The sequence below is a fragment of the Rhizobium sp. WW_1 genome (assembly GCF_003610155.1).
Lineage (GTDB): Bacteria > Pseudomonadota > Alphaproteobacteria > Rhizobiales > Rhizobiaceae > Rhizobium > Rhizobium tropici_A.
Map to the genome: position 1 here is coordinate 161372 of NZ_RAIN01000009.1, position 17917 is coordinate 179288.

The following is a 17917-nucleotide window of genomic DNA, read 5'->3' on the forward strand; positions in this document are numbered from 1 at the left end:
TCTTTCAATGTAGCCTAGCGCTTACCGATTGGACGCAACCGGACGGACCAGCGGCGTGATGCGGCGGATGGTGACGCGGCGGTTCTCCTGCGATGGTCCGAGCGTATTCACCTTGAGATACTGCTCGCCATAACCCTGGGTCACCAGGTTCTCCGCCGGAATGCCATAGACATCCGACAGAACGTTGGCGACCGATTCGGCACGGCGGTCAGACAGGATCAGGTTGCTCTGGGCCGAGCCCACCGCATCCGTGTGACCTTCGATCAGGAAGGTTTCGGTCGGATCGCGCTGGATGATCTTCGAAATGCCGTCGGCGACGCCGCGCAACGTGCTCGCCTGAGACATCGGGATGTCGGCACTGCCCGTTGCGAAGGTGATCGTGTCGAGGTCGATACGGCGGATCTTGTCGCGGATACGAGCCGAATAACGGACCTCGTTGACCGAATAGATGCGCTCGACCGGCTCGACCGGCGGCTCACGCAGGAAGTCGTAGTAGTCAGCGTTGCGGTTCGACGCCGTGTCGATGATGTACTGGCTCAACGGAATGAGCAGACGCATCGGCGGCAGGCTGTCGCCCGGATCGCGGAAATAATCGTCGTGATCCGGCTGGTCTTCCAGCTCCGGCGAATAGAACAGCACGTATTCACGGCCGCGAGCATCGATGCGGGAACGCTGGATGATATCGCCGTAGCGGTTGCGAATGGTCACGATGCGATCGCCGTCAGGCCGATCGATCGTCTCACGGTAGCGATCCCGCGACAATTGCTCATAGCTCGGACGCTCACCATCGCGGACGAAGCGGTCGCTGTCATCATGTCGAACGACATAGGTGTTGTCGACGTTGATGACGGTGCGATTGTCCTGATTGATGATGGTTTGGACGATCGTTCCTTGCGGCCCCTGCGGCGCGACAAAATCCGGCCGGCGATCGATCCGGCGGCCCTGTTCGCTGGTTACGGCCTCGATCTTGACAGGCGGCTGCGGCTGACCGCCACCCGTCACGCGCTGCGCATCCGCATCGGATGCCGGCGGCTTCGTGTAGGCCGGAGGCGGCTGCTGGCCCGGAACATTCTGTGCCTGACCGTTCTGGCCCTGACCCTGGCCGTTTTGGCCCTGCCCACGACCACCCTGAGCTCCCGGAGCGCCAGGATTCTGGCCGTTGTTCAGATGCTCGCCACGACGAACCGCATCCTTCTGGCTGTCGAGAACAGCGCTGCCGTTTTCAACGGGCAGAATGACCGGGCCCTTGGCGGACGCTGGGTCCTCGGCAATCTTCTTGCGGCGCTCCAGCTCCTGCGGCGAGACCTGCTCGGCCGGAGGCACCTGGATTTCGCCGGCCTGCTGGCCGTTGCCGTTGGCGGCCGGAGTCGTTGCACCACCCTGGGCGGGTGTCTCAGCGCCATTGGCTGCCGGCTGCTGCTTGCCGGGCTGCGGCGTCGCCTGGTTGCCGGTCTGTGCGGGCTGTCCCTGCGGCTGCTCGCCCTTCTGGGCCGGCTGCTGCGGATTGGCGGCGGGCTGCTCGCCTTGCTGCTGGTTCTGCGGCTGCTTGCCGTGGGTCTTGTCGCCACCCTTCTGTCCCTGTTGGGCGCCGGGCGTTGCGGGTTGGGCTTCGGGCTGGCCCTTCGTTCCAGGCTGTGCCTCGGCTCCCGGCTGAGCCTTGTGGCCCTGCGCCGGCTCGCCTGCGGGTGCAGGCTGCTGCTCAGCCGGCTGCTTTGCCGGGTTCTCGGTCTGACCTTGCTGCTTGGGCTGTGGCTTGGCTTCAGGCTGCGCCTGCTTTCCGGGCTGAGCCTCCTGGTTCTGTGGCTGCTGTGCCGCAGGGGCTTCATTCTGTGCCGGCGCGGGCTGTTCCTTCGGCTGAGGCTTGCCTTTGGGCTGTGGCTTGGCTTCAGGCTGAGCCTCTTCGGCAGGCTGCTGCTTTGCCTTCGGCTGCGGAGCCTCGGCCGGCTGTTCTGCCTCGGGCTGCTTGGCTTCCGGCTGCTTGGCCTTCGGCTTCGGCTGCGGCGCTTCCGGCTCGGCCTCGGGAGCAACGGCCTTCGGTTGCGGCTTGGCCTCCGGCTGAGCCTGCGGCTCCTCCGCAGGCTGCTGGCGCTGCTTCTTCGGCGGCTCGGGTTGTGCCTCTGCGGCCGGCTGCTGCTTCTGCGGCTTCGGCTGCTCCTGTTCCGCGGGCTGCTGATGCTCTGCCTTTGGCGGCTGGGCTTCCGGCTGCTGCTGCTTCGGCGCCTTCTGTTGCGGCTCGCCTTCCGGCTCGGCCTGCTTCATCTGATGCTGCTGTTCGGCGCCGCCCTGATGCTTCTGACCCTGCGGTTCGCCCTCTCCGCCCTCGGCAGGCTTCTTGTGCTTGAGCTGCTCTTCGTCGGGCTGAGCAGCCGGTGCTTCCTGCTGCGCCACCTCGAAACTCGAGTTGGCGGCGACCGTGGTCACACCGACGATACCATTGTTTAACGGCGCGATGGGCTGTTCACGAAGCGCCGCTGCTGCTGCCGGCTCTAATGCGAGCGATAGCGAAAGCAGCGGAAACGCGGCGCTGGCAAAAAGTCTGGATCGCTTTCCCATATGGGGTCTCCTCTTATGATCTTTGTCCGCCGAATTGCGAATCTCAGCGGGCAAGGCGATTGCCTCACGAAGGAGGCCGATTTTCGGTTCTCATGAGGCTGAATCGCGGCAGGCCGCTATATGTTCCCGCACTATTAGGTTGCCGCAATTAACCCTGGCTGAACGTAGCGGATGGCTTTCGTTCAGATTTCCCTTTGGCGCGTTTGAATTGCGGCGGCATTGCGCAAAGGCGGGTTGCCCTCGTAATTCCAGTTGCATTTTCCAGAAAAAAAGTACGAATATCGCCGCAAGGCGGGCCACCGGCCCGCTCCACTCGAGCCGCCTGCCAAAAACAATAATGGGCCGTCGGCCACCAACAGAGAGGGTCAATATGCGCATCTCCACTCGTCTTTTTGCCGCTGCATCCTTCGCCGCGATGTCGCTCGTCGCCGGCGCAGCGCTTGCCGACGGCGACACGATCGTCTTCGGCACCGACGCCACCTACCCGCCCTTCGAATCGCTCGAAGCAGGCGGCAAGTTCGTCGGCTTCGACATTGATGTAGCCAATGCTCTTTGCGATCAGATGAAGGTCAAGTGCTCTTTCGTGAATCAGGACTTCGACGGCATCATCCCGGCCCTGCAGGCCAAGAAGTTCGACGCGGTCATCTCCTCCATGTCCATCACGCCGGAACGCGAGAAGATCGTCGACTTCACCAACAAGATCTACAACACGCCGCCGGCGATCGCCGTTCCGAAGGATTCGACCATCAAGGAAGCGACCGATGAAGCCCTGAAGGGCAAGTCCATCGGCGCCCAGTCCTCCACGACCCACGCCAACTATGCCACCGTTCACCTGAAGGACGCCGAACTGAAGCTCTATCCGTCGGCCGACGAATACAAGCTCGACCTCGGCAACGGCCGCATCGATGCCGCCATTGACGACGTCGTCGTTCTGTCGGAATGGGTGAAGTCGGATGCCGGCAGCTGCTGCAAGATGCTCGGCACGCTGAAGATCGACCCGGTCGTCAATGGCGCCGGCGCCGGCATCGCCATCCGCAAGGGCGACACGGCTCTCAAGGACAAGCTGAACGCCGCGATCGCCGCGATCCGCGCCGACGGCACCTACAAGAAGATTCAGGACAAGTATTTCGATTTCGACGTCTACGGCGATTGATCGCCCGTCGATTTCCTTGGAAAAGACGACGGCGGAAGCTTGCCCTTCCGCCGTTTTTGTTTGACAACGAAAAGAATATAAGCAGAAACGCGGCAAAAGCCGCTAGGGGAAATACAGCATGAGCGGATTGTTTTCCGCCCTCGGTTCTTTTTGGACCTGGTTGACTACGATTTTTGACCCATTGTGTGGTCCGGCCGGTGTGTTCAGTGTGTTCTTCCAGAACACGATGCTGGCCTGCGGCAACGGCTGGGGCGATGAGCTTGCCGGCGGTCTGAAGATTACCATTGCCGTCTCTCTGGCGACGCTGCCGCTGGGACTGGTGATCGGCTTCTTCGTCGCCCTTGCGCAGCAATCGGAAGAAAAGTCGCTGCGGCTTGCCGCGGGCGTGTTCACGACGATTTTCCGTGGCCTGCCGGAGCTGCTGACGCTCTTCATCATCTACTACGGGATGCAGATCCTGCTGCAATCAGTGCTGGCGAAATTCGGCTATGACGGTCCGATCGAAATCAATGCCTTTGCCGCCGGCATGGTCGCGCTGGCGATCGTCTTCTCCGCCTATTGTTCGGAAGTGCTGGTGTCCGCGTTCAAGGCTATCCCAAAGGGCCAATACGAGGCGGGGGACGCGCTCGGCTTCCATCGCGTGCGCACGATGCGGCTGATCATCCTGCCGCAGCTGGTCCGCATTTCCTTGCCGAACCTTGGAAACCTCTGGATGAACCTGCTGAAGGATACGTCCTACGTCTCGATCATCGGTCTTGCCGATATCATCAGACAGACGGGCATTGCCGTGCGCTCGACCAAGGCGCCCTTCACTTTCTATTCAATCGCCTGCCTCTTCTATCTGACATTGGCCGTCATTTCCTCGATCGGCCTCTTCTATCTCGATCGATGGGCCAAACGCGCGGAGGTTCGCCGATGAGCCATGCCGAAGTTCTGATCGCGGCACAGCCCGCACCGCCGAAGACGGCTCGGAAACTCTCTAAATCCGCCATCGCCGGCTATTTCTTCCTGACGCTGTGGGCCATTCTCGGCATCGCCCTGATCTCGATGGTCATCACCGGCTGGGACCCTGACAAACTTCAAACCTACGGCCCGCGGCTCCTGCACGGCCTCTGGATCACGGTCAAGCTGGTCGCCATATCCTTCGTCCTCGGCGCGATCCTGTCGATGCCGCTCGCCTATGCCCGCATGTCGAGCAACAGGATTTTGAGCACGCTGACCTATTGCTATGTCTATCTGTTCCGCGGCACGCCGCTGCTCGCCCAGATTTTCATGGTCTATTACGGCTTTCCGAGCTTTCGCTGGTTCTTCGAGGATATCGGTCTCTGGTGGTTCTTCAAGGACCCCTTCTACTGCGGCGTCTTTGCCATGACGCTCAACACAGCCGCCTATCAGACCGAAATCGTCCGGGCGGCCATTCAGAGCGTGCCGAAGGGACAGACGGAAGCGGCAAGCGCGCTTGGCATTCATACATGGATCGCCTTCCGCAAGATCATTATTCCCCAGGCGCTCATCGTCGCACTGCGTCCCTACGGCAATGAGATCATCCTGCTGATCAAGAGTTCGGCAACCGTCTCCATCATCACCGTCTACGACCTGATGGGCGAAACTCGCTACGCTTTCTCGCGCACATACGACTACCAGATCTATCTCTGGGCGGCGATTTTCTATCTCGTGATCGTCGAGCTCATGCGCAACGGTTGGGCGCGGATGGAAGGCCGGCTGACCCGGCACCTCAAGCGCTGATCCATCAAAGGCGGCGGCGAAAGTTCCGCCTTTGGCAGCACTCTCAGAGTGTCGCTGCTAACATATTGATTTCTGTGAATAAAATTACCTTCATGACAGTTTTGTAAAGCTTGAGTTTACCATGAGCTGTTTCCATATCCCCGTGACCATGAGTCACGAAGAATGGGAACGGAAAGAGAAAGCTCATGCACGACCACATGCAAAAGCAGTTGCAGGGTTATGGGTTGACGACGGCACAGATCTTCTACCGCCTGCCCGACCACCCGCAATTTCTCCAGACCTATATCTGGCAGGACTACGACCTCGCCCCGAATTTCCCGGAAATGCGCGGCTTCCTGAAATTCTGGCAGGAGACGCTGGATGGTCCGCTTCATTCCGTGCGCTATGTCCATCGCAAGCTGATTTCAGCAACCGAATGGCGCGCCGTGAAAGGCGAGTTCATTCTGCATTGAGGCATCGACCCGCGCGCGCGGCATAGCCTGCCGGCTGAGCGGCCACCATCAGACGTGCGCCTCGCCATGGACGAAATCCCCGTCGTCAGGTCCGCGATGGAGCGTGCCGTAAACAATGGCGGCGTAAAAGGCGGCCACGATCACGATGACAATCAGGCCCGGCATCGGTCCGAGGGCGGCATTGTCGGCAATGTAGCTCCATGAATGCGCCCGCTCCTGCGTCAGCCCGTCCGTCTGCAGCCTCGGCGTCGAAATCTTCAAGATCCATGCGAGCAGCAGGATCGCGTACATCCAACAGTAATTGCGCCGCAACCGCCGCTGCGCCGCCTCGGCGTGGCTGAGCAGCAGTCGCGGCGACCGCAGGCTGGTGGCAATCGGCAATGCCCAATCGGAATTGAGCTCGGCTTGCGGCGCGAGAATCTGCGCAAAGTAGTGCCGCTCAAGCTGCCGCACCCGCGAACGATAGACATCGAAGAAGCGATAGCGCCGCGCTTCGATCATCAGCAACAGCGTGATCAGCATCATCCCGAACAAGAGTACCCCGTGATGCGACGACGGTGTCGACAGCGATACGGAAAGCAGAGCCGCGACCACCGTGATCGCCCAGTTCGACGTGCGATCGATACGGTCGCGCCAGCTGGTCATTCTCGCCAGTTCGCCTCGGTAGTAATGGGTCAACGTGTTGGTGACCTCGGTCGATGTCGCCGGTAAGGCCGGGCGCGCGCGCTCCGCCGGGCCACCATTTGGACCGCCTGCCGGGCTTGGTGCGGTCAATTCGGTATCCATTGTTGTTCCTCCCTTATTTTTTGTTCGGATAGCGTCCCCCAACTCGCCTTGACCGAGAGCGATATTCTGCTCCTGCTTAGCAAGCATTGCAAAAGCTGATCAGGCGTCTTAATGCCTGCGGGACAAAAGGAAGGGCCTGTAACCATGGCAAAGAAGAAGATCGACGAAGACGCGCTGGCGGAAGCCTATAACCAGGCGCTGGCGCTGGAGAAGGCGGGCGATATCGACGCCGCGGTTCAAGCCTATGAAAAGGTGCTGGCCCTCGATCCGGAAGACCATGGCGGCGCTGCCGTGCGCATCGCTTCGATGGGTCGTGGCGAAACGCCGGTCAAGGCACCCGATGCCTATGTCGAGACCCTGTTCGACCAGCATGCCGAAGTTTTCGAAGATGTATTGGTTGAGCAGCTCGGCTATCACGTGCCCGTCCTCGTTCGCCAGCGTTTGCAGGCGCTCGGCCTCGGCCCCTTCAAACGCATGCTCGATCTCGGCTGCGGCACGGGCCTGACGGGCGGCACCCTGCGAGACATCGTCGAGGACATCACCGGCATCGACATCTCCGAGAACATGGTCGAAGTCGCCCATGAAAAGGACGTCTACGAGACGCTCTTCGTCGCCGAAGTCGAGGATTTCCTCGACGATAACGATGAAGACGCCTTCGATCTGATCACCGCGACCGATGTCCTGCCCTATCTCGGCGCGCTGGAACCCCTCTTTTTTGGCGCGGCCGAAAACATGGTGCCGGGCGGCCTCTTCATCTTCTCCTCCGAGACCCTGCCCGACGCGACCATGGCCGGAAGGCCCTATATGGTCGGCCCGCACCAGCGCTTTGCCCATTCCGAAGCTTACGTGCGCGAACGGCTGGCCGCGACCGGCTTCGAGCTCGTCGAAATCACCGATATCAATGTCCGCATGGAAGACGGCCAACCGACACCGGGTCATCTGATCATCGCCCGCCTGCTTGCGGATTGAGACAACCGCATTCAGCAGAAATAATAGTTATCCATTTGGATAACTATTTCCTTGCATCGCGACCGCCGAGCTGATACTTAGCCATTCAGATAAGTATCAGCTCGAACCTTGATTTTGGAGAGGTCGTCGCATGTCCCTTATTCTCTACCAGCATCCGCTCGCCTCGTTCTGCCACAAGGTCTTGATGGCGCTCTATGAAAACGGCACACCATTCGAAAGCCGGATCATCGATCTTGGCAATGCGGAATCGCGCGCCTCGCTGGCGCGGCTCTGGCCGCTCGCCAAATTTCCGGTGCTGCGCGACGAAGCGCTTGATAGCACCATTCCCGAAACCAGCATCATCATCGAATATCTCGATCGGCATTATCCCGGCGCAATCCAGCTATTGCCGACAGAGCTCTCGGATGCCCTGTGCGTCCGGCTCTGGGACCGCTTTTTCGACCTTTATGTGCAGGAGCCGATGCAAGCGATCGTCGCCGACGTGCGCCGGGCAGATAAAGACCGGAGTGCGCAAAGCGTCGCCGAAGCACAATCGCTGCTACGCACCGCCTATGAAATGATCGAAAAGCAGCTGGACGGGAAAACCTGGATCACCGGAGAGAACGTGACCATGGCGGATTGCGCCGCCGCACCGGCCCTATTCTACGCCGAAACCCTTGTTCCCTTTGGCGAAGAACATGGTCGGCTAAAAGCCTATTATCAGCGTCTGCTCGACCGCCCGTCCTTCGCCCGCGTACTCCAGGAAGCCATGCCCTATTTCCGATACTATCCCTACCGCGAGAAACTGCCGGCACAGTTCCGGCCGGAAAAGCCGAATGCTTGAGGAACAGCAGGCGCTCGACCGCATGTTCCAGGCTCTCTCCGACCAGAGCCGCCGAGGCATGATCGATAGGCTGGGCCGTGGCCCCGCCTCCGTCACCGAGCTGGCGGAGCCGCTCGACATGGCGCTGCCGACCGTGATGAAGCATCTGCAAGTGCTGGAGACGAGCGGCCTGGTATTGTCGGCAAAGGCCGGCCGGGTGCGGACCTATCACCTTCGCAAGGAGGCGCTGGCATCCGTCGAGCGATGGATTACGGAGCACAAGGCATCTTGGAACCAGGCCTTCGACCGCCTGGATCTCTTTCTTAGCGATACTTCGACGGAGATGGCAGACGAATGAGCAAACGATCGACAGACCATACGACCATCACCATAGAGCGCCATTTCAAGGCACCACTATCGAAGGTCTTCAACGCCTGGGCAATACCGGAACAGAAGCGGCAATGGTTTGCCTGTCATGAAGGCTGGAAGCCGCTGGAATTCCAGCTCGATTTCCGTACCGGCGGCAGCGAACGCAATCGCGTCGCCTCGGCGGATGGCGTCGTGCATGCCTATCAGGCGCGGTACATCGATGTCGTCGAGAACGAGCGCTTCATCTATGCCTTCGACATGATGCTCGACGACTTCAGAATCTCCGTATCGCTGGCAACCATCAACTTCACCTCCGAGCCCGGCGGCACGAAGATGACCTTCGTCGAACAAGTCGTCTTTCTTGACGGCTACAGCGATAACGGCTCGCGCCTCATGGGCACGGAAATCGGCTTCGACAATCTCCGACTTTTCGTCGAGGCAGACGGCAGTTCGCCGAACTAGCTACGTGTCTCGCCGAGGATCGCCGCGAGCAGCTGCCCTTCGAGCTCCGCCAAGGCGGGATTGCCGTGGTGGCGGGGGTGCGGATGGGGAATATCGAGATCGAGCACGATCCGGCCTTCATCCAGCACCACGACACGATCGGCCAGATGCACCGCCTCGCTGACGTCATGCGTCACGAGCACGGCAGTAAAGCCGAGTTCGCGCCAGACGCGGTTCAGCAATTCCTGCATACTGATGCGCGTCAGGGCATCCAGCGCACCGAGCGGCTCATCCAGTGCGAGGATACCAGGCTTGCTGACAAGCGCTCGGGCAAGCGCCACACGCTGCTTTTGGCCGCCGGAAAGACTGGAGGGCCATTCGCCGGCTTTCTCGGCCAGCTGCACCTCGGAAAGAACGGAAACCGTTTCCCGGCGCGAAATATCCTGCGGCACCCCTTCGCCCAAGCCAACCGCGACATTGTCAGCGACGGAGAACCAGGGCAGCAGGCGCGGCTCCTGAAAGACGATGCGCGTATTGGGTTGCGCATCGCTGCCTTCGGCCGTATCGAACCGAAGATAACCGGCGCTCGGCTCTTCCAGCCCCATCAGGATGCGCAGGAGCGTGCTCTTGCCGCAACCACTCTTACCGATGACCGCAACGAACTGGCCGGCGGGAATATCGAGATCGATACCGCGCAAAACGCGGTTGTTTCCGAAACTCTTCTCCAGTCCCTTGATATGGATGGCTGCGGCGCTCGCAATCTGCGAGGCAATATTTGCGGACTCGGTCCGTGGCCGATCTATTGCGATGGCGCTCATGACAGGCTCCTCAATTCTGATAGGCCGGATTCCAGCGCAGGGCCCTGCGCTCAATCGCCCTTGCAACGACATCGGCAAGCTTGCCGAGGATGGCATAGATGACCAGTGTCAGGACGACGACGTCGGTCATGCCGAATTCGCGGGCATTGTTGGCCATGTAGCCAATCCCAGACGATGCCGCGATCGATTCTGCTACGATCAACGTCAGCCACATGATGCCGAGGGCAAATCGTAAACCGACGAGGATGGACGGAAGCGCGCCGGGGAAAATAACCTTCCGGAACAGTGTCCAGTTGCTCATCCCGTAGACCCGTCCCATCTCGATCAGCCCGCGATCGACATTGCGCACGCCGTGATAGGTGTTGAGATAGATCGGGAAGAGCACGCCGAGCGCCGTCAGGAACAGCTTCGATTCCTCGCCGATCCCGAACCAGAGAATGACGAGCGGCACCATGGCGAGATGCGGAATGGTCCGCAGCATCTGCAGCGTCGTATCGGTCAACTGTTCCGACAGCCGTGATACGCCATTGGCGATGCCGAGCAGGAAGCCGATCGAACCGCCGACGAGCAGGCCGGCGAAAGCGCGTCCGGCGCTGACGAGGATATTGTTCGGTAGCTGGCCGGAGATCGTGGTCTGCCAGAAGGCGACCACGACGGCCGCCGGCGACGGCATGATGCGGGTGGAGATCCATCCGAATGATGAGCCGAGCTGCCACGCCGCAATGACAACGACGGGCAGCAGGAAAGGCAAGAATCTCTGAAGCGAGATGGCCTGCCGAGCCGCCTTGGCCGGGCGCGCGCGGCGTTCCGTGCCCACGCGGACGAAGGACGTGTCGAATGCCGACATAGGGATCTCCCTCTCTAGCTGGCGTTACGAGCCGGAAACGACTTTCAGATTGCCGCCATGGCTACCGCCGGCAAAAATCTGCTTGGCGCCGAATTCGTTGCGGAAACCGGCGCGCTGCTGCGCCTGGTTCAGACCGAGTTCGGGGAACAGCAATTCGGCGACGCGATAGGCTTCCTCCAGATGCGGGTAGCCGGAGCCGATCACGGTTTCGATGCCGAGCTCCTGATATTCCCGCAATCGCGCGGCCACCGTCTTCGGCGAGCCGACAAGCGCCGTGCCCGCACCGGCGCGCACAAGCCCGACGCCGGCCCAGAGGTTCGGCGAGACTTCGAGCTTGTCGCGTCGCCCGCCATGCAGCGCCGCCATGCGCTTCTGCCCGACGGAGTCGGACTGCTTGACGAATTGCTCCTGCGCTTCGCGGATCGTCTCGTCGTCGAGCTTGGAAATCAGCTTGTCGGCTGCCGCCCATGCCTCCTCATCGGTCTCGCGGACGATGAAATGCAGGCGGATGCCGAAGCTGACCTCGCGTCCGCGCTTCGCGGCTGCTGCCCTTACCTTCTCGATCTTCTCGCCCACCTGCGTCGGCGGCTCGCCCCAGGTCAGGTACTTGTCGACGCGGCCGACAGAGAACTCGATGCCGGCATCGGAAGACCCTCCGAAATAGAGCGGCGGCCGCGGCGATTGCACCGGCGGCAGGCCGAGCCTTGCATTCGTCGCCGTAATATACTTGCCCTTGAACGTCGAGGACCCCTTCTCCAGCAGTTCCTCCCAGACATGGAAGAACTCGTCCGCATGAGCGTAGCGTTCGTCATGTTCGAGATGAATACCATCGCCCGCCAGCTCTGCCGGGCTGCCGCCAACGACGATGTTGAGCAGCACGCGGCCATTCGAAACGCGATCGAGCGTCGAGGCAAGGCGCGCATAATAGGCCGGTGAGGCCGTGCCGGGGCGGATCGCAACGAGGAACTTCAGCTTCTGCGTATGGGCCGAAAGCGCTGCCGCCGTCACGAAGGACTCTTCGCAGGATACACCCGTCGGCAGGAGAACGCCGGTATAGCCAAGCCGATCCACCGCCTGTGCGATCTGCTGGAGATAGCCGATCTCCGGCCCGCGATTGAGATCGCCGGTGCCAAGATAGGTGCCGTCGCCGGAGGTCGGAATGAACCAAAGGAAATCGATGGGTTTTGCGATCGCGGTCATGAAGCTTCCTGCCTTCTGCTGCGCGTGGTCGGGAGCCACTTCCCGATGCTCGACCCGGATAGTGACATAGACTATTGATTATATCGACAATATGGATTTTCTAATCGCCGGTGTTTGACGAAATATTTTTGCCGACAAAGCCTGCACCTGTAGTGTTTCAGGTGCAGGCGGGATCTGTCGGCGCCCGGCCGCCTCAGCTGGCCTTCGGCCGCCAGACGATGTCAGTCACGGTCAGCTTCTTCGGCACGATCCCGAGATTGTAGAACTCGTCGGCCAGCCCCTGCTGATAGGCGATCGCCGCATCGGTGATCGTCGAGACACCGCCGAGATCGGCGCCCGGTCGCGTCAGCGTCACGCGCGTCACATCGGCCGGAACGCCGGTGATTTCGGACAAGGCCGTAACCGTGTCGTCCAGATTCGACTGCGCGGCCGCCCCGACCTTCGCCAGTTCATCGATGACGTCGACGATGACCTGCGGATTGTCTTTGGTGAAATCGCTGTTCGCCAGGAAATAGCTGAAGGAATCGACGATGCCGCGCGCCGTCGTCAGGATGCGCGTATCGGGATCGGCTTCGGCAATCGCGAGATAGGGGTCCCAGATGGACCAGGCATCGATGGCGCCCGTCTTGAAGGCGGCCGAGGCGTCCGGCGGCGCGAGGTCGAGCGCCTGAACATCGTTGATCGTCAGGCCACCCTTGCGCAGCGCCTTGACGGTGACATTGTGAGCACTGGAGCCGCGCTTGAATGCAACCTTCTTGCCCTTGAGATCGGCAAGCGTCTGGATCGGGGAGTCCTTGCGCACAAGAATAGCGGAGCTTTCGGGGCTGCCGGTATAGAGGCCGACATAGAGCAGATTGCCGTTGGCGGCCTGCGCAAAAAGTGGCGGCACGTCACCGGTGGCGCCGAAATCGAGCGCCCCCGCGCCGAGAGCCTCAAGCAGCGGCGGACCGGACGTAAACTCCGACCATTCGACCGAAATGCCGCGATCGGAGAGCCGCTTTTCCAGCGCGCTCTTGCGCTTGGCCAATGCCAGGACGCCATTCTTCTGCCAGCCGATGCGGAGCGTCGTTGCCGCCGCCGCTCGCGCCGAACGAATGGAAGGCAAGGCGAAGGCGGCCGCCGCGGCGCCGAAGAGGCCGAGTGTCTGTCTGCGCGAAATCATCGAAGATCCCTTTTTCATGAGGCCTCGGCGCTTCCGCTGCCATCGGCTTGTTGTCGATGGCCTAAGATCGCAAATCCATAGATTATATCGACAAAGGATATTATGAAGATTCGCACCAGAATCGAAATTACATTCCGATATCTACTGAATTCAGAAATCGTATTCCAAATCATGTGCCACAGTGACAAGTTACCCGACAAATCGGTCTTTCGTCGCTCTGGCCTTTCCGCTAAGCCTTCGAAACAAGTTCGGTCAGGGAGTTACGATATGGCAAAGGTCTCGTTCATCGGCATGGGCGTCATGGGCTATCCCATGGCTGGGCATCTGAAGGTCAAGGGCGGTCATGACGTCACCGTCTACAACCGCACCCTCGCCAAGGCCGAGGCATGGGCCAAGCAATATGACGGCAAGTTCGCCCCTACCCCGGCCGAGGCGGCTGCAGACGCCGACTTCGTCTTTACCTGCGTCGGCAATGACGACGATCTGCGCTCGGTAACGACGGGCGAAAATGGCGTGCTTTCAAGCATGAAGGCGGGCTCGGTCCTGATCGACAATACGACCGCGAGCGCCGAAGTCGCGCGCGAGCTCTATGCGGCCGCCAAGGAAAAGGGCATCGGCTTCATCGATGCTCCGGTCTCCGGCGGACAGGCCGGTGCCGAAAACGGCGTGCTGACCGTCATGTGCGGCGGCGATGAGGCCGTCTTCGACAAAGCCCGTCCCGTCATCGACGCCTATGCGCGAATGGTCGGCCTGATGGGACCGGTTGGCGCGGGACAGCTGACCAAGATGATCAACCAGATCTGCATCGCCGGCATCGTCCAGGGCCTGGCGGAAGGCATTCACTTCGGCAAGCAGGCCGGGCTCGACATCGAAAAAGTGATAGAGGTCATTTCCAAGGGGGCAGCCGGCTCCTGGCAGATGGAAAACCGCCACAAGACCATGAATGCTGGCAAATATGATTTCGGCTTCGCCGTGGACTGGATGCGCAAGGATCTCGGCATCGTGCTGGAGGAAGCCCGCCGCAACCAGGCGAAGCTGCCGCTGACGGCCCTGGTCGACCAGTTCTACGGCGATGTCCAGGCGATGGGAGGCAACCGCTGGGATACCTCCTCGCTGCTCGCGCGCCTGGACAGGAAATAGGAAAGCCGCGACATCAGCCGCATCAACTGAGCGCCCCGTCACGGCGGCGCTCAATTCATCTCAGTCGTCGTTCGACTTGGCATTCTCAAGCAGCATGTAATCGAGCGGCAGTTCCGTCGAATACTTGATCTGCTCCATCGCAAAGGCCGAGGAGACGTCGCGGATTTCGATCTTCGCGATCATGCGCTTGTAGAAAGCGTCGTAGGCCGCGATATCGGGAACGACGACCCGCAAGAGATAGTCGACATCGCCGCTCATGCGATAGAATTCGACCACTTCCGGAAAATCGGCGATCACTTCCGAAAAGCGCTTCAGCCATTCGATCGAGTGGCTGTTGGTGCGAATGGAAACGAAAACAGTGACCTTGGTGTTGACCTTTTCAGGGTCAAGCAGCGCCACGCGGCGGCGAATGACACCGTCTTCTTCCATCTTCTGGATGCGGCGCCAGCAAGGCGTCGTCGACAGGCCGACCTTCTTGGCGAGATCGGCTACGGCCAGAGTGGAATCCTCCTGCAGCAGGCGCAGGATCTTGCGGTCTAGGCGGTCCATTTGAGCATCCCTTCGAATTATATTCTCTCTATAGCCTATTTTAAGCGAGAGAAAAGAAACTTTTTCTCAAGAAAGCAGGATCTTCACACGTTGTTGTAAAACCGGAAGCAGCTCGGCCTCGAACCAGGGATGGCGTTTCAGCCAGCCGCTATTGCGCCAGCTCGGATGCGGCAATGGCAGGATTGCCGGCGATCGGTTGGTGAGCAGATAGCGCCGCCATTCGGCAACCGTTTCCGTCATGGAACCCATACGCTGCGCTCCAAGGTGCCAGGCTTGCGCATATTGACCGATCGTCAGGATCAGCTCGATCTGGGGCATCGCGTCCATCGCCCGCTGCCGCCACAGCGGCGCGCATTCCCTGCGCGGCGGCAGGTCGCTTCCGGCGGCATCATAACCCGGGAAACAGAAGCCCATGCCCATCATCGCGAAATGATCGGGATTGTAGAAGGTCTCGCGATCCACAGCGAGCCACTGACGCAACCGGTCGCCGGAGGCATCGTTGAACGGCAACCCGCTTTCATGAACGCGCAATCCCGGCGCCTGCCCCGCAATCAGTATCCGCGCGGTCGATGAAAGCGTGGCAACCGGCCGCGGCTCATGCGGCAAGCGATCCGCCTCGCCCTTGGCGGGCGCGTCCCGACAGAGACGGCAGCCTGCGATCTCGGAACGCAGGACTTGCAATTCGCTCTCCTGCGTCATGGCGTCCCCCATCCGACGAGTTGGCGCAAGTTGTCGAACAATCCGGCGATCGGATCGCCTTCCCTGTCATGCGCCATATGTTCCTCCCGCCGATAATCGCTCGGTCTTTCAAAGTCGCCGGCCCAAATTCCGGCCTTAGCCTGCCGCGCACTGCGTTCTTCGCCGGCATAGGCACCATAGGAAACTGCCATGCCGCTCCGCACCATCGCGGCATTGATATCGAGGTCACCAGCGACGCAAGTCACCAGCAGGCGACCGTAGCGATCCTTCTCTCGTCCCCTGCATTCGGGCGCTCGGCTCTTAATCATTGTGGCAAGCGCCCTGCGGGCTTCCTCGCCACAAGCCCAATCCGCGCCATCTCGCCGACAGCGCTGCCGATATTCGGGAGCATCGATACCTTTCAACCTCAGGCGTTCGCCATTGATGGAAAGCGTATCGCCATCGACAACAGAAAAGCTGCCGTTTTGAATGATTTCCGGCCGATTGTTCATCTTCGACGCGAATAAAGCGAGAATGGCAAGCAGCGCGAAACTGGCCACGCCGTCACGAAACAGGCGGCCCGACCGCATCACGTTGTTGCCTCCTTTAAGAACAAATCCTTGGCGAAGATGGCAAACAAATCATTTCGGCGCAGCATCTTCTTAAGATTTGGACGCTAGTCTGTAGTCTCAGGAAGGCCAAGTTTCAATGTAACCATGAGCACCGGCGTCAGCACATCGACAGATAAAAACATTGTCGACCGATCGCGCAGTCACCGCAACCGGGCTGTGTCGAAGGCGGTGCGGCAGACGCGCGAGCGTCTGCAGAGTGGTCATAGCCGCAATTTCGACCGCGAACTCATGATGATGCACATCGACACGTTGCGGCAGAGCGCTGCCGTGGTGCCGATCTTCGTCATCGTCGTTGCCGTTCTTGGCGTCTATCTGACACATGACGCAGGCATTCTCTTCTGGACCATTCCGATCCTGACGGCCCATGCGATCAACATGTTGATCGGCCGGCGCGCAAAGAAGCAGGAAATGTCGGCCGAAAGCGCCAGAAAGTGGCGACAACGACTCCTGCTGGGGCAATTGCTCGTGGGTTTCTGTTGGGCGCTCTTCACGATACAGAGCTGCTCGACCTGCGGCGGCGATAGTTTCGCCTTCTACAAGGGCACGACGCTGCTCGTGGCGATCTGTATCACCGCAATGTCCAGCTTCATGCTGCCGCGGGCCGTTCCGTTTTCCTTCGCGCCGGCGACCGTCGCGCTGGTCGTTACGGCCATTTTGACGCGAAGGCCCTCCGACATCGCCCTGACGGCAGCCATATCGGTTGCCGTGATATTCTTCACCTTCATCACCAATCGCATGTACCAGTCGAACCTGAAGATCCTCTTCTTCCAATCGGAGAAGGACGATCTCATTGCCGAGCTGGAAGTGGCGAAATCCATGTCGGACGAGGCGCGCCGGCGTGCAGAGGAGGCAAACCTCGCCAAATCGCGCTTCCTCGCCTCCATGTCGCACGAGCTCAGAACGCCGCTGAATGCGATCCTCGGCTTTTCCGAGGTCATGTCGGCGGAGGTCATGGGACCGCTCAACAATCCGACCTACCGCGAATACACCACCGATATCCATCGCTCCGGCCAGCACCTGCTCAATCTCATCAATGAAATCCTCGACCTCTCGCGCATCGAGGCCGGCAAATACGAATTGAACGAGGAAGCGATTTCGCTCCTCGATATCGCCGAGGACTGCATCGGCATGGTGCAACTGCGCGCCCGCGCCAAAAATATCTCGATCTCATCGCAGTTCGAAGCTCAGCTTCCATCTGTCTGGGCCGATGAGAAATCGATGCGGCAGGTAATCCTCAATCTTCTGTCGAATGCGGTGAAATTCACGCCGCAAGGCGGCGAGATCAGCGTCAAGGTCGGCTGGACGGCTGGCGGCGGCGAATATGTGGCGATCAAGGACAATGGACCGGGCATTCCCGAAGAGGAAATCCCCGTGGTCCTCTCGGCTTTCGGCCAGGGCTCCATCGCCATCAAGAGCGCAGAGCAAGGCACCGGCCTCGGCCTGCCGATCGTCCAGGCCATTCTTGCCAAGCATGACGGTCAGTTCGTGCTGAAATCCAAGCTGAGGGAAGGCACCGAGGTCATCGCCATATTGCCGGCAAAGCGCGTGCTGCAAAGCCTGCCGGCGGTCGAAGATGCACCCCTCGTCGAGCGGCGCAAGAAGAGCTTCGCCTGAGGGAAG

General features: G+C 60.4%; 19 protein-coding genes. 10 read left to right on the forward strand and 9 right to left on the reverse strand.

Features of this window, described 5'->3' with window-relative positions:
* Nucleotides 1–21: 21 nt before the first annotated feature.
* A complete protein-coding gene (locus BJ928_RS24995; RefSeq protein ID WP_047633000.1) occupies nucleotides 22–2553 on the reverse strand; it encodes an OmpA family protein in 2532 nt (843 codons plus the stop codon).
* A 370-nt stretch (nucleotides 2554–2923) separates the two neighbouring features.
* Between BJ928_RS24995 and BJ928_RS25000 the strand changes: the two genes are divergently transcribed.
* The 4 genes from BJ928_RS25000 to BJ928_RS25015 all read left to right on the forward strand — a co-directional run bounded on the left by BJ928_RS25000 (nucleotide 2924) and on the right by BJ928_RS25015 (nucleotide 5904).
* Nucleotides 2924–3706 (forward strand): lysine/arginine/ornithine ABC transporter substrate-binding protein, encoded by a 783-nt coding sequence (locus BJ928_RS25000; RefSeq protein WP_047632998.1) that lies wholly within the window; start codon nucleotides 2924–2926, stop codon nucleotides 3704–3706.
* A gap of 118 nt (nucleotides 3707–3824) precedes the next feature.
* Entirely contained in the window at nucleotides 3825–4625 is an 801-nt protein-coding gene (locus BJ928_RS25005) for an ABC transporter permease (protein WP_047632997.1), read from the forward strand.
* The gene (locus tag BJ928_RS25010; RefSeq protein WP_047632995.1) at nucleotides 4622–5452 is read left to right on the forward strand and encodes an ABC transporter permease; all 831 of its coding nucleotides are present in this window, start codon (nucleotides 4622–4624) and stop codon (nucleotides 5450–5452) included. Before BJ928_RS25005 ends, BJ928_RS25010 begins: the two co-directional genes overlap by 4 nt.
* 185 nt (nucleotides 5453–5637) lie before the next feature.
* Nucleotides 5638–5904, forward strand: coding sequence for an usg protein (locus BJ928_RS25015; RefSeq protein WP_047632993.1), 267 nt, complete (start codon nucleotides 5638–5640; stop codon nucleotides 5902–5904).
* A 48-nt stretch (nucleotides 5905–5952) separates the two neighbouring features.
* Here BJ928_RS25015 and BJ928_RS25020 read toward each other — a convergent pair whose 3' ends face one another.
* A complete protein-coding gene (locus BJ928_RS25020; protein WP_047632992.1) occupies nucleotides 5953–6690 on the reverse strand; it encodes a DUF2270 domain-containing protein in 738 nt (245 codons plus the stop codon).
* Between the two features lie 144 nt (nucleotides 6691–6834).
* On the opposite strand from BJ928_RS25020, the gene BJ928_RS25025 reads away from it, so the two are divergent.
* The 4 genes from BJ928_RS25025 (at nucleotide 6835) to BJ928_RS25040 (ending at nucleotide 9292) form a co-directional block, all read left to right on the forward strand.
* Nucleotides 6835–7659: a methyltransferase domain-containing protein gene (locus tag BJ928_RS25025; RefSeq protein WP_047632989.1), complete on the forward strand. Its 825-nt coding sequence runs from the start codon at nucleotides 6835–6837 to the stop codon at nucleotides 7657–7659.
* A 130-nt stretch (nucleotides 7660–7789) separates the two neighbouring features.
* Nucleotides 7790–8482: a glutathione S-transferase family protein gene (locus BJ928_RS25030; RefSeq protein ID WP_047632988.1), complete on the forward strand. Its 693-nt coding sequence runs from the start codon at nucleotides 7790–7792 to the stop codon at nucleotides 8480–8482.
* Entirely contained in the window at nucleotides 8475–8819 is a 345-nt protein-coding gene (locus tag BJ928_RS25035) for a metalloregulator ArsR/SmtB family transcription factor (RefSeq protein ID WP_047632986.1), read from the forward strand. The genes BJ928_RS25030 and BJ928_RS25035 overlap by 8 nt, the downstream gene beginning before the upstream one ends.
* Nucleotides 8816–9292, forward strand: a complete 477-nt coding sequence (locus tag BJ928_RS25040) for an SRPBCC family protein (RefSeq protein ID WP_047632984.1) — start codon at nucleotides 8816–8818, stop codon at nucleotides 9290–9292. Before BJ928_RS25035 ends, BJ928_RS25040 begins: the two co-directional genes overlap by 4 nt.
* On the opposite strand, the gene BJ928_RS25045 is transcribed toward BJ928_RS25040, so the two are convergent.
* The 4 genes from BJ928_RS25045 to BJ928_RS25060 form a co-directional block, all read right to left on the reverse strand.
* Nucleotides 9289–10089 (reverse strand): ATP-binding cassette domain-containing protein, encoded by an 801-nt coding sequence (locus tag BJ928_RS25045; RefSeq protein WP_047632983.1) that lies wholly within the window; start codon nucleotides 10087–10089, stop codon nucleotides 9289–9291. The genes BJ928_RS25040 and BJ928_RS25045 overlap by 4 nt on opposite strands.
* Before the next feature lie 10 nt (nucleotides 10090–10099).
* Nucleotides 10100–10936 (reverse strand): aliphatic sulfonate ABC transporter permease SsuC, encoded by an 837-nt coding sequence (ssuC, locus tag BJ928_RS25050; RefSeq protein ID WP_047632981.1) that lies wholly within the window; start codon nucleotides 10934–10936, stop codon nucleotides 10100–10102.
* Between the two features lie 24 nt (nucleotides 10937–10960).
* Nucleotides 10961–12136 (reverse strand): FMNH2-dependent alkanesulfonate monooxygenase, encoded by a 1176-nt coding sequence (gene ssuD / locus BJ928_RS25055; RefSeq protein ID WP_047632979.1) that lies wholly within the window; start codon nucleotides 12134–12136, stop codon nucleotides 10961–10963.
* A gap of 193 nt (nucleotides 12137–12329) precedes the next feature.
* Nucleotides 12330–13298: an aliphatic sulfonate ABC transporter substrate-binding protein gene (locus BJ928_RS25060; RefSeq protein WP_047633226.1), complete on the reverse strand. Its 969-nt coding sequence runs from the start codon at nucleotides 13296–13298 to the stop codon at nucleotides 12330–12332.
* 171 nt (nucleotides 13299–13469) lie between these two features.
* Between BJ928_RS25060 and BJ928_RS25065 the strand changes: the two genes are divergently transcribed.
* A complete protein-coding gene (locus BJ928_RS25065; RefSeq protein WP_281024152.1) occupies nucleotides 13470–14438 on the forward strand; it encodes an NAD(P)-dependent oxidoreductase in 969 nt (322 codons plus the stop codon).
* 60 nt (nucleotides 14439–14498) lie between these two features.
* On the opposite strand, the gene BJ928_RS25070 is transcribed toward BJ928_RS25065, so the two are convergent.
* The 3 genes from BJ928_RS25070 to BJ928_RS25080 form a co-directional block, all read right to left on the reverse strand.
* Nucleotides 14499–14987: an Lrp/AsnC family transcriptional regulator gene (locus BJ928_RS25070; RefSeq protein WP_047632975.1), complete on the reverse strand. Its 489-nt coding sequence runs from the start codon at nucleotides 14985–14987 to the stop codon at nucleotides 14499–14501.
* Nucleotides 14988–15053: 66 nt separating this feature from the next.
* The gene (locus BJ928_RS25075; RefSeq protein ID WP_047632973.1) at nucleotides 15054–15686 is read right to left on the reverse strand and encodes a uracil-DNA glycosylase family protein; all 633 of its coding nucleotides are present in this window, start codon (nucleotides 15684–15686) and stop codon (nucleotides 15054–15056) included.
* Complete coding sequence (locus tag BJ928_RS25080; RefSeq protein WP_245432531.1) at nucleotides 15683–16255, reverse strand: thermonuclease family protein; 573 nt, start codon at nucleotides 16253–16255, stop codon at nucleotides 15683–15685. The genes BJ928_RS25075 and BJ928_RS25080 overlap by 4 nt, the downstream gene beginning before the upstream one ends.
* A gap of 126 nt (nucleotides 16256–16381) precedes the next feature.
* On the opposite strand from BJ928_RS25080, the gene BJ928_RS25085 reads away from it, so the two are divergent.
* On the forward strand, nucleotides 16382–17911 hold the full coding sequence (locus BJ928_RS25085) for a HAMP domain-containing sensor histidine kinase (protein WP_047632970.1): 1530 nt from the start codon (nucleotides 16382–16384) through the stop codon (nucleotides 17909–17911).
* The last annotated feature ends 6 nt before the right edge of the window (nucleotides 17912–17917 follow it).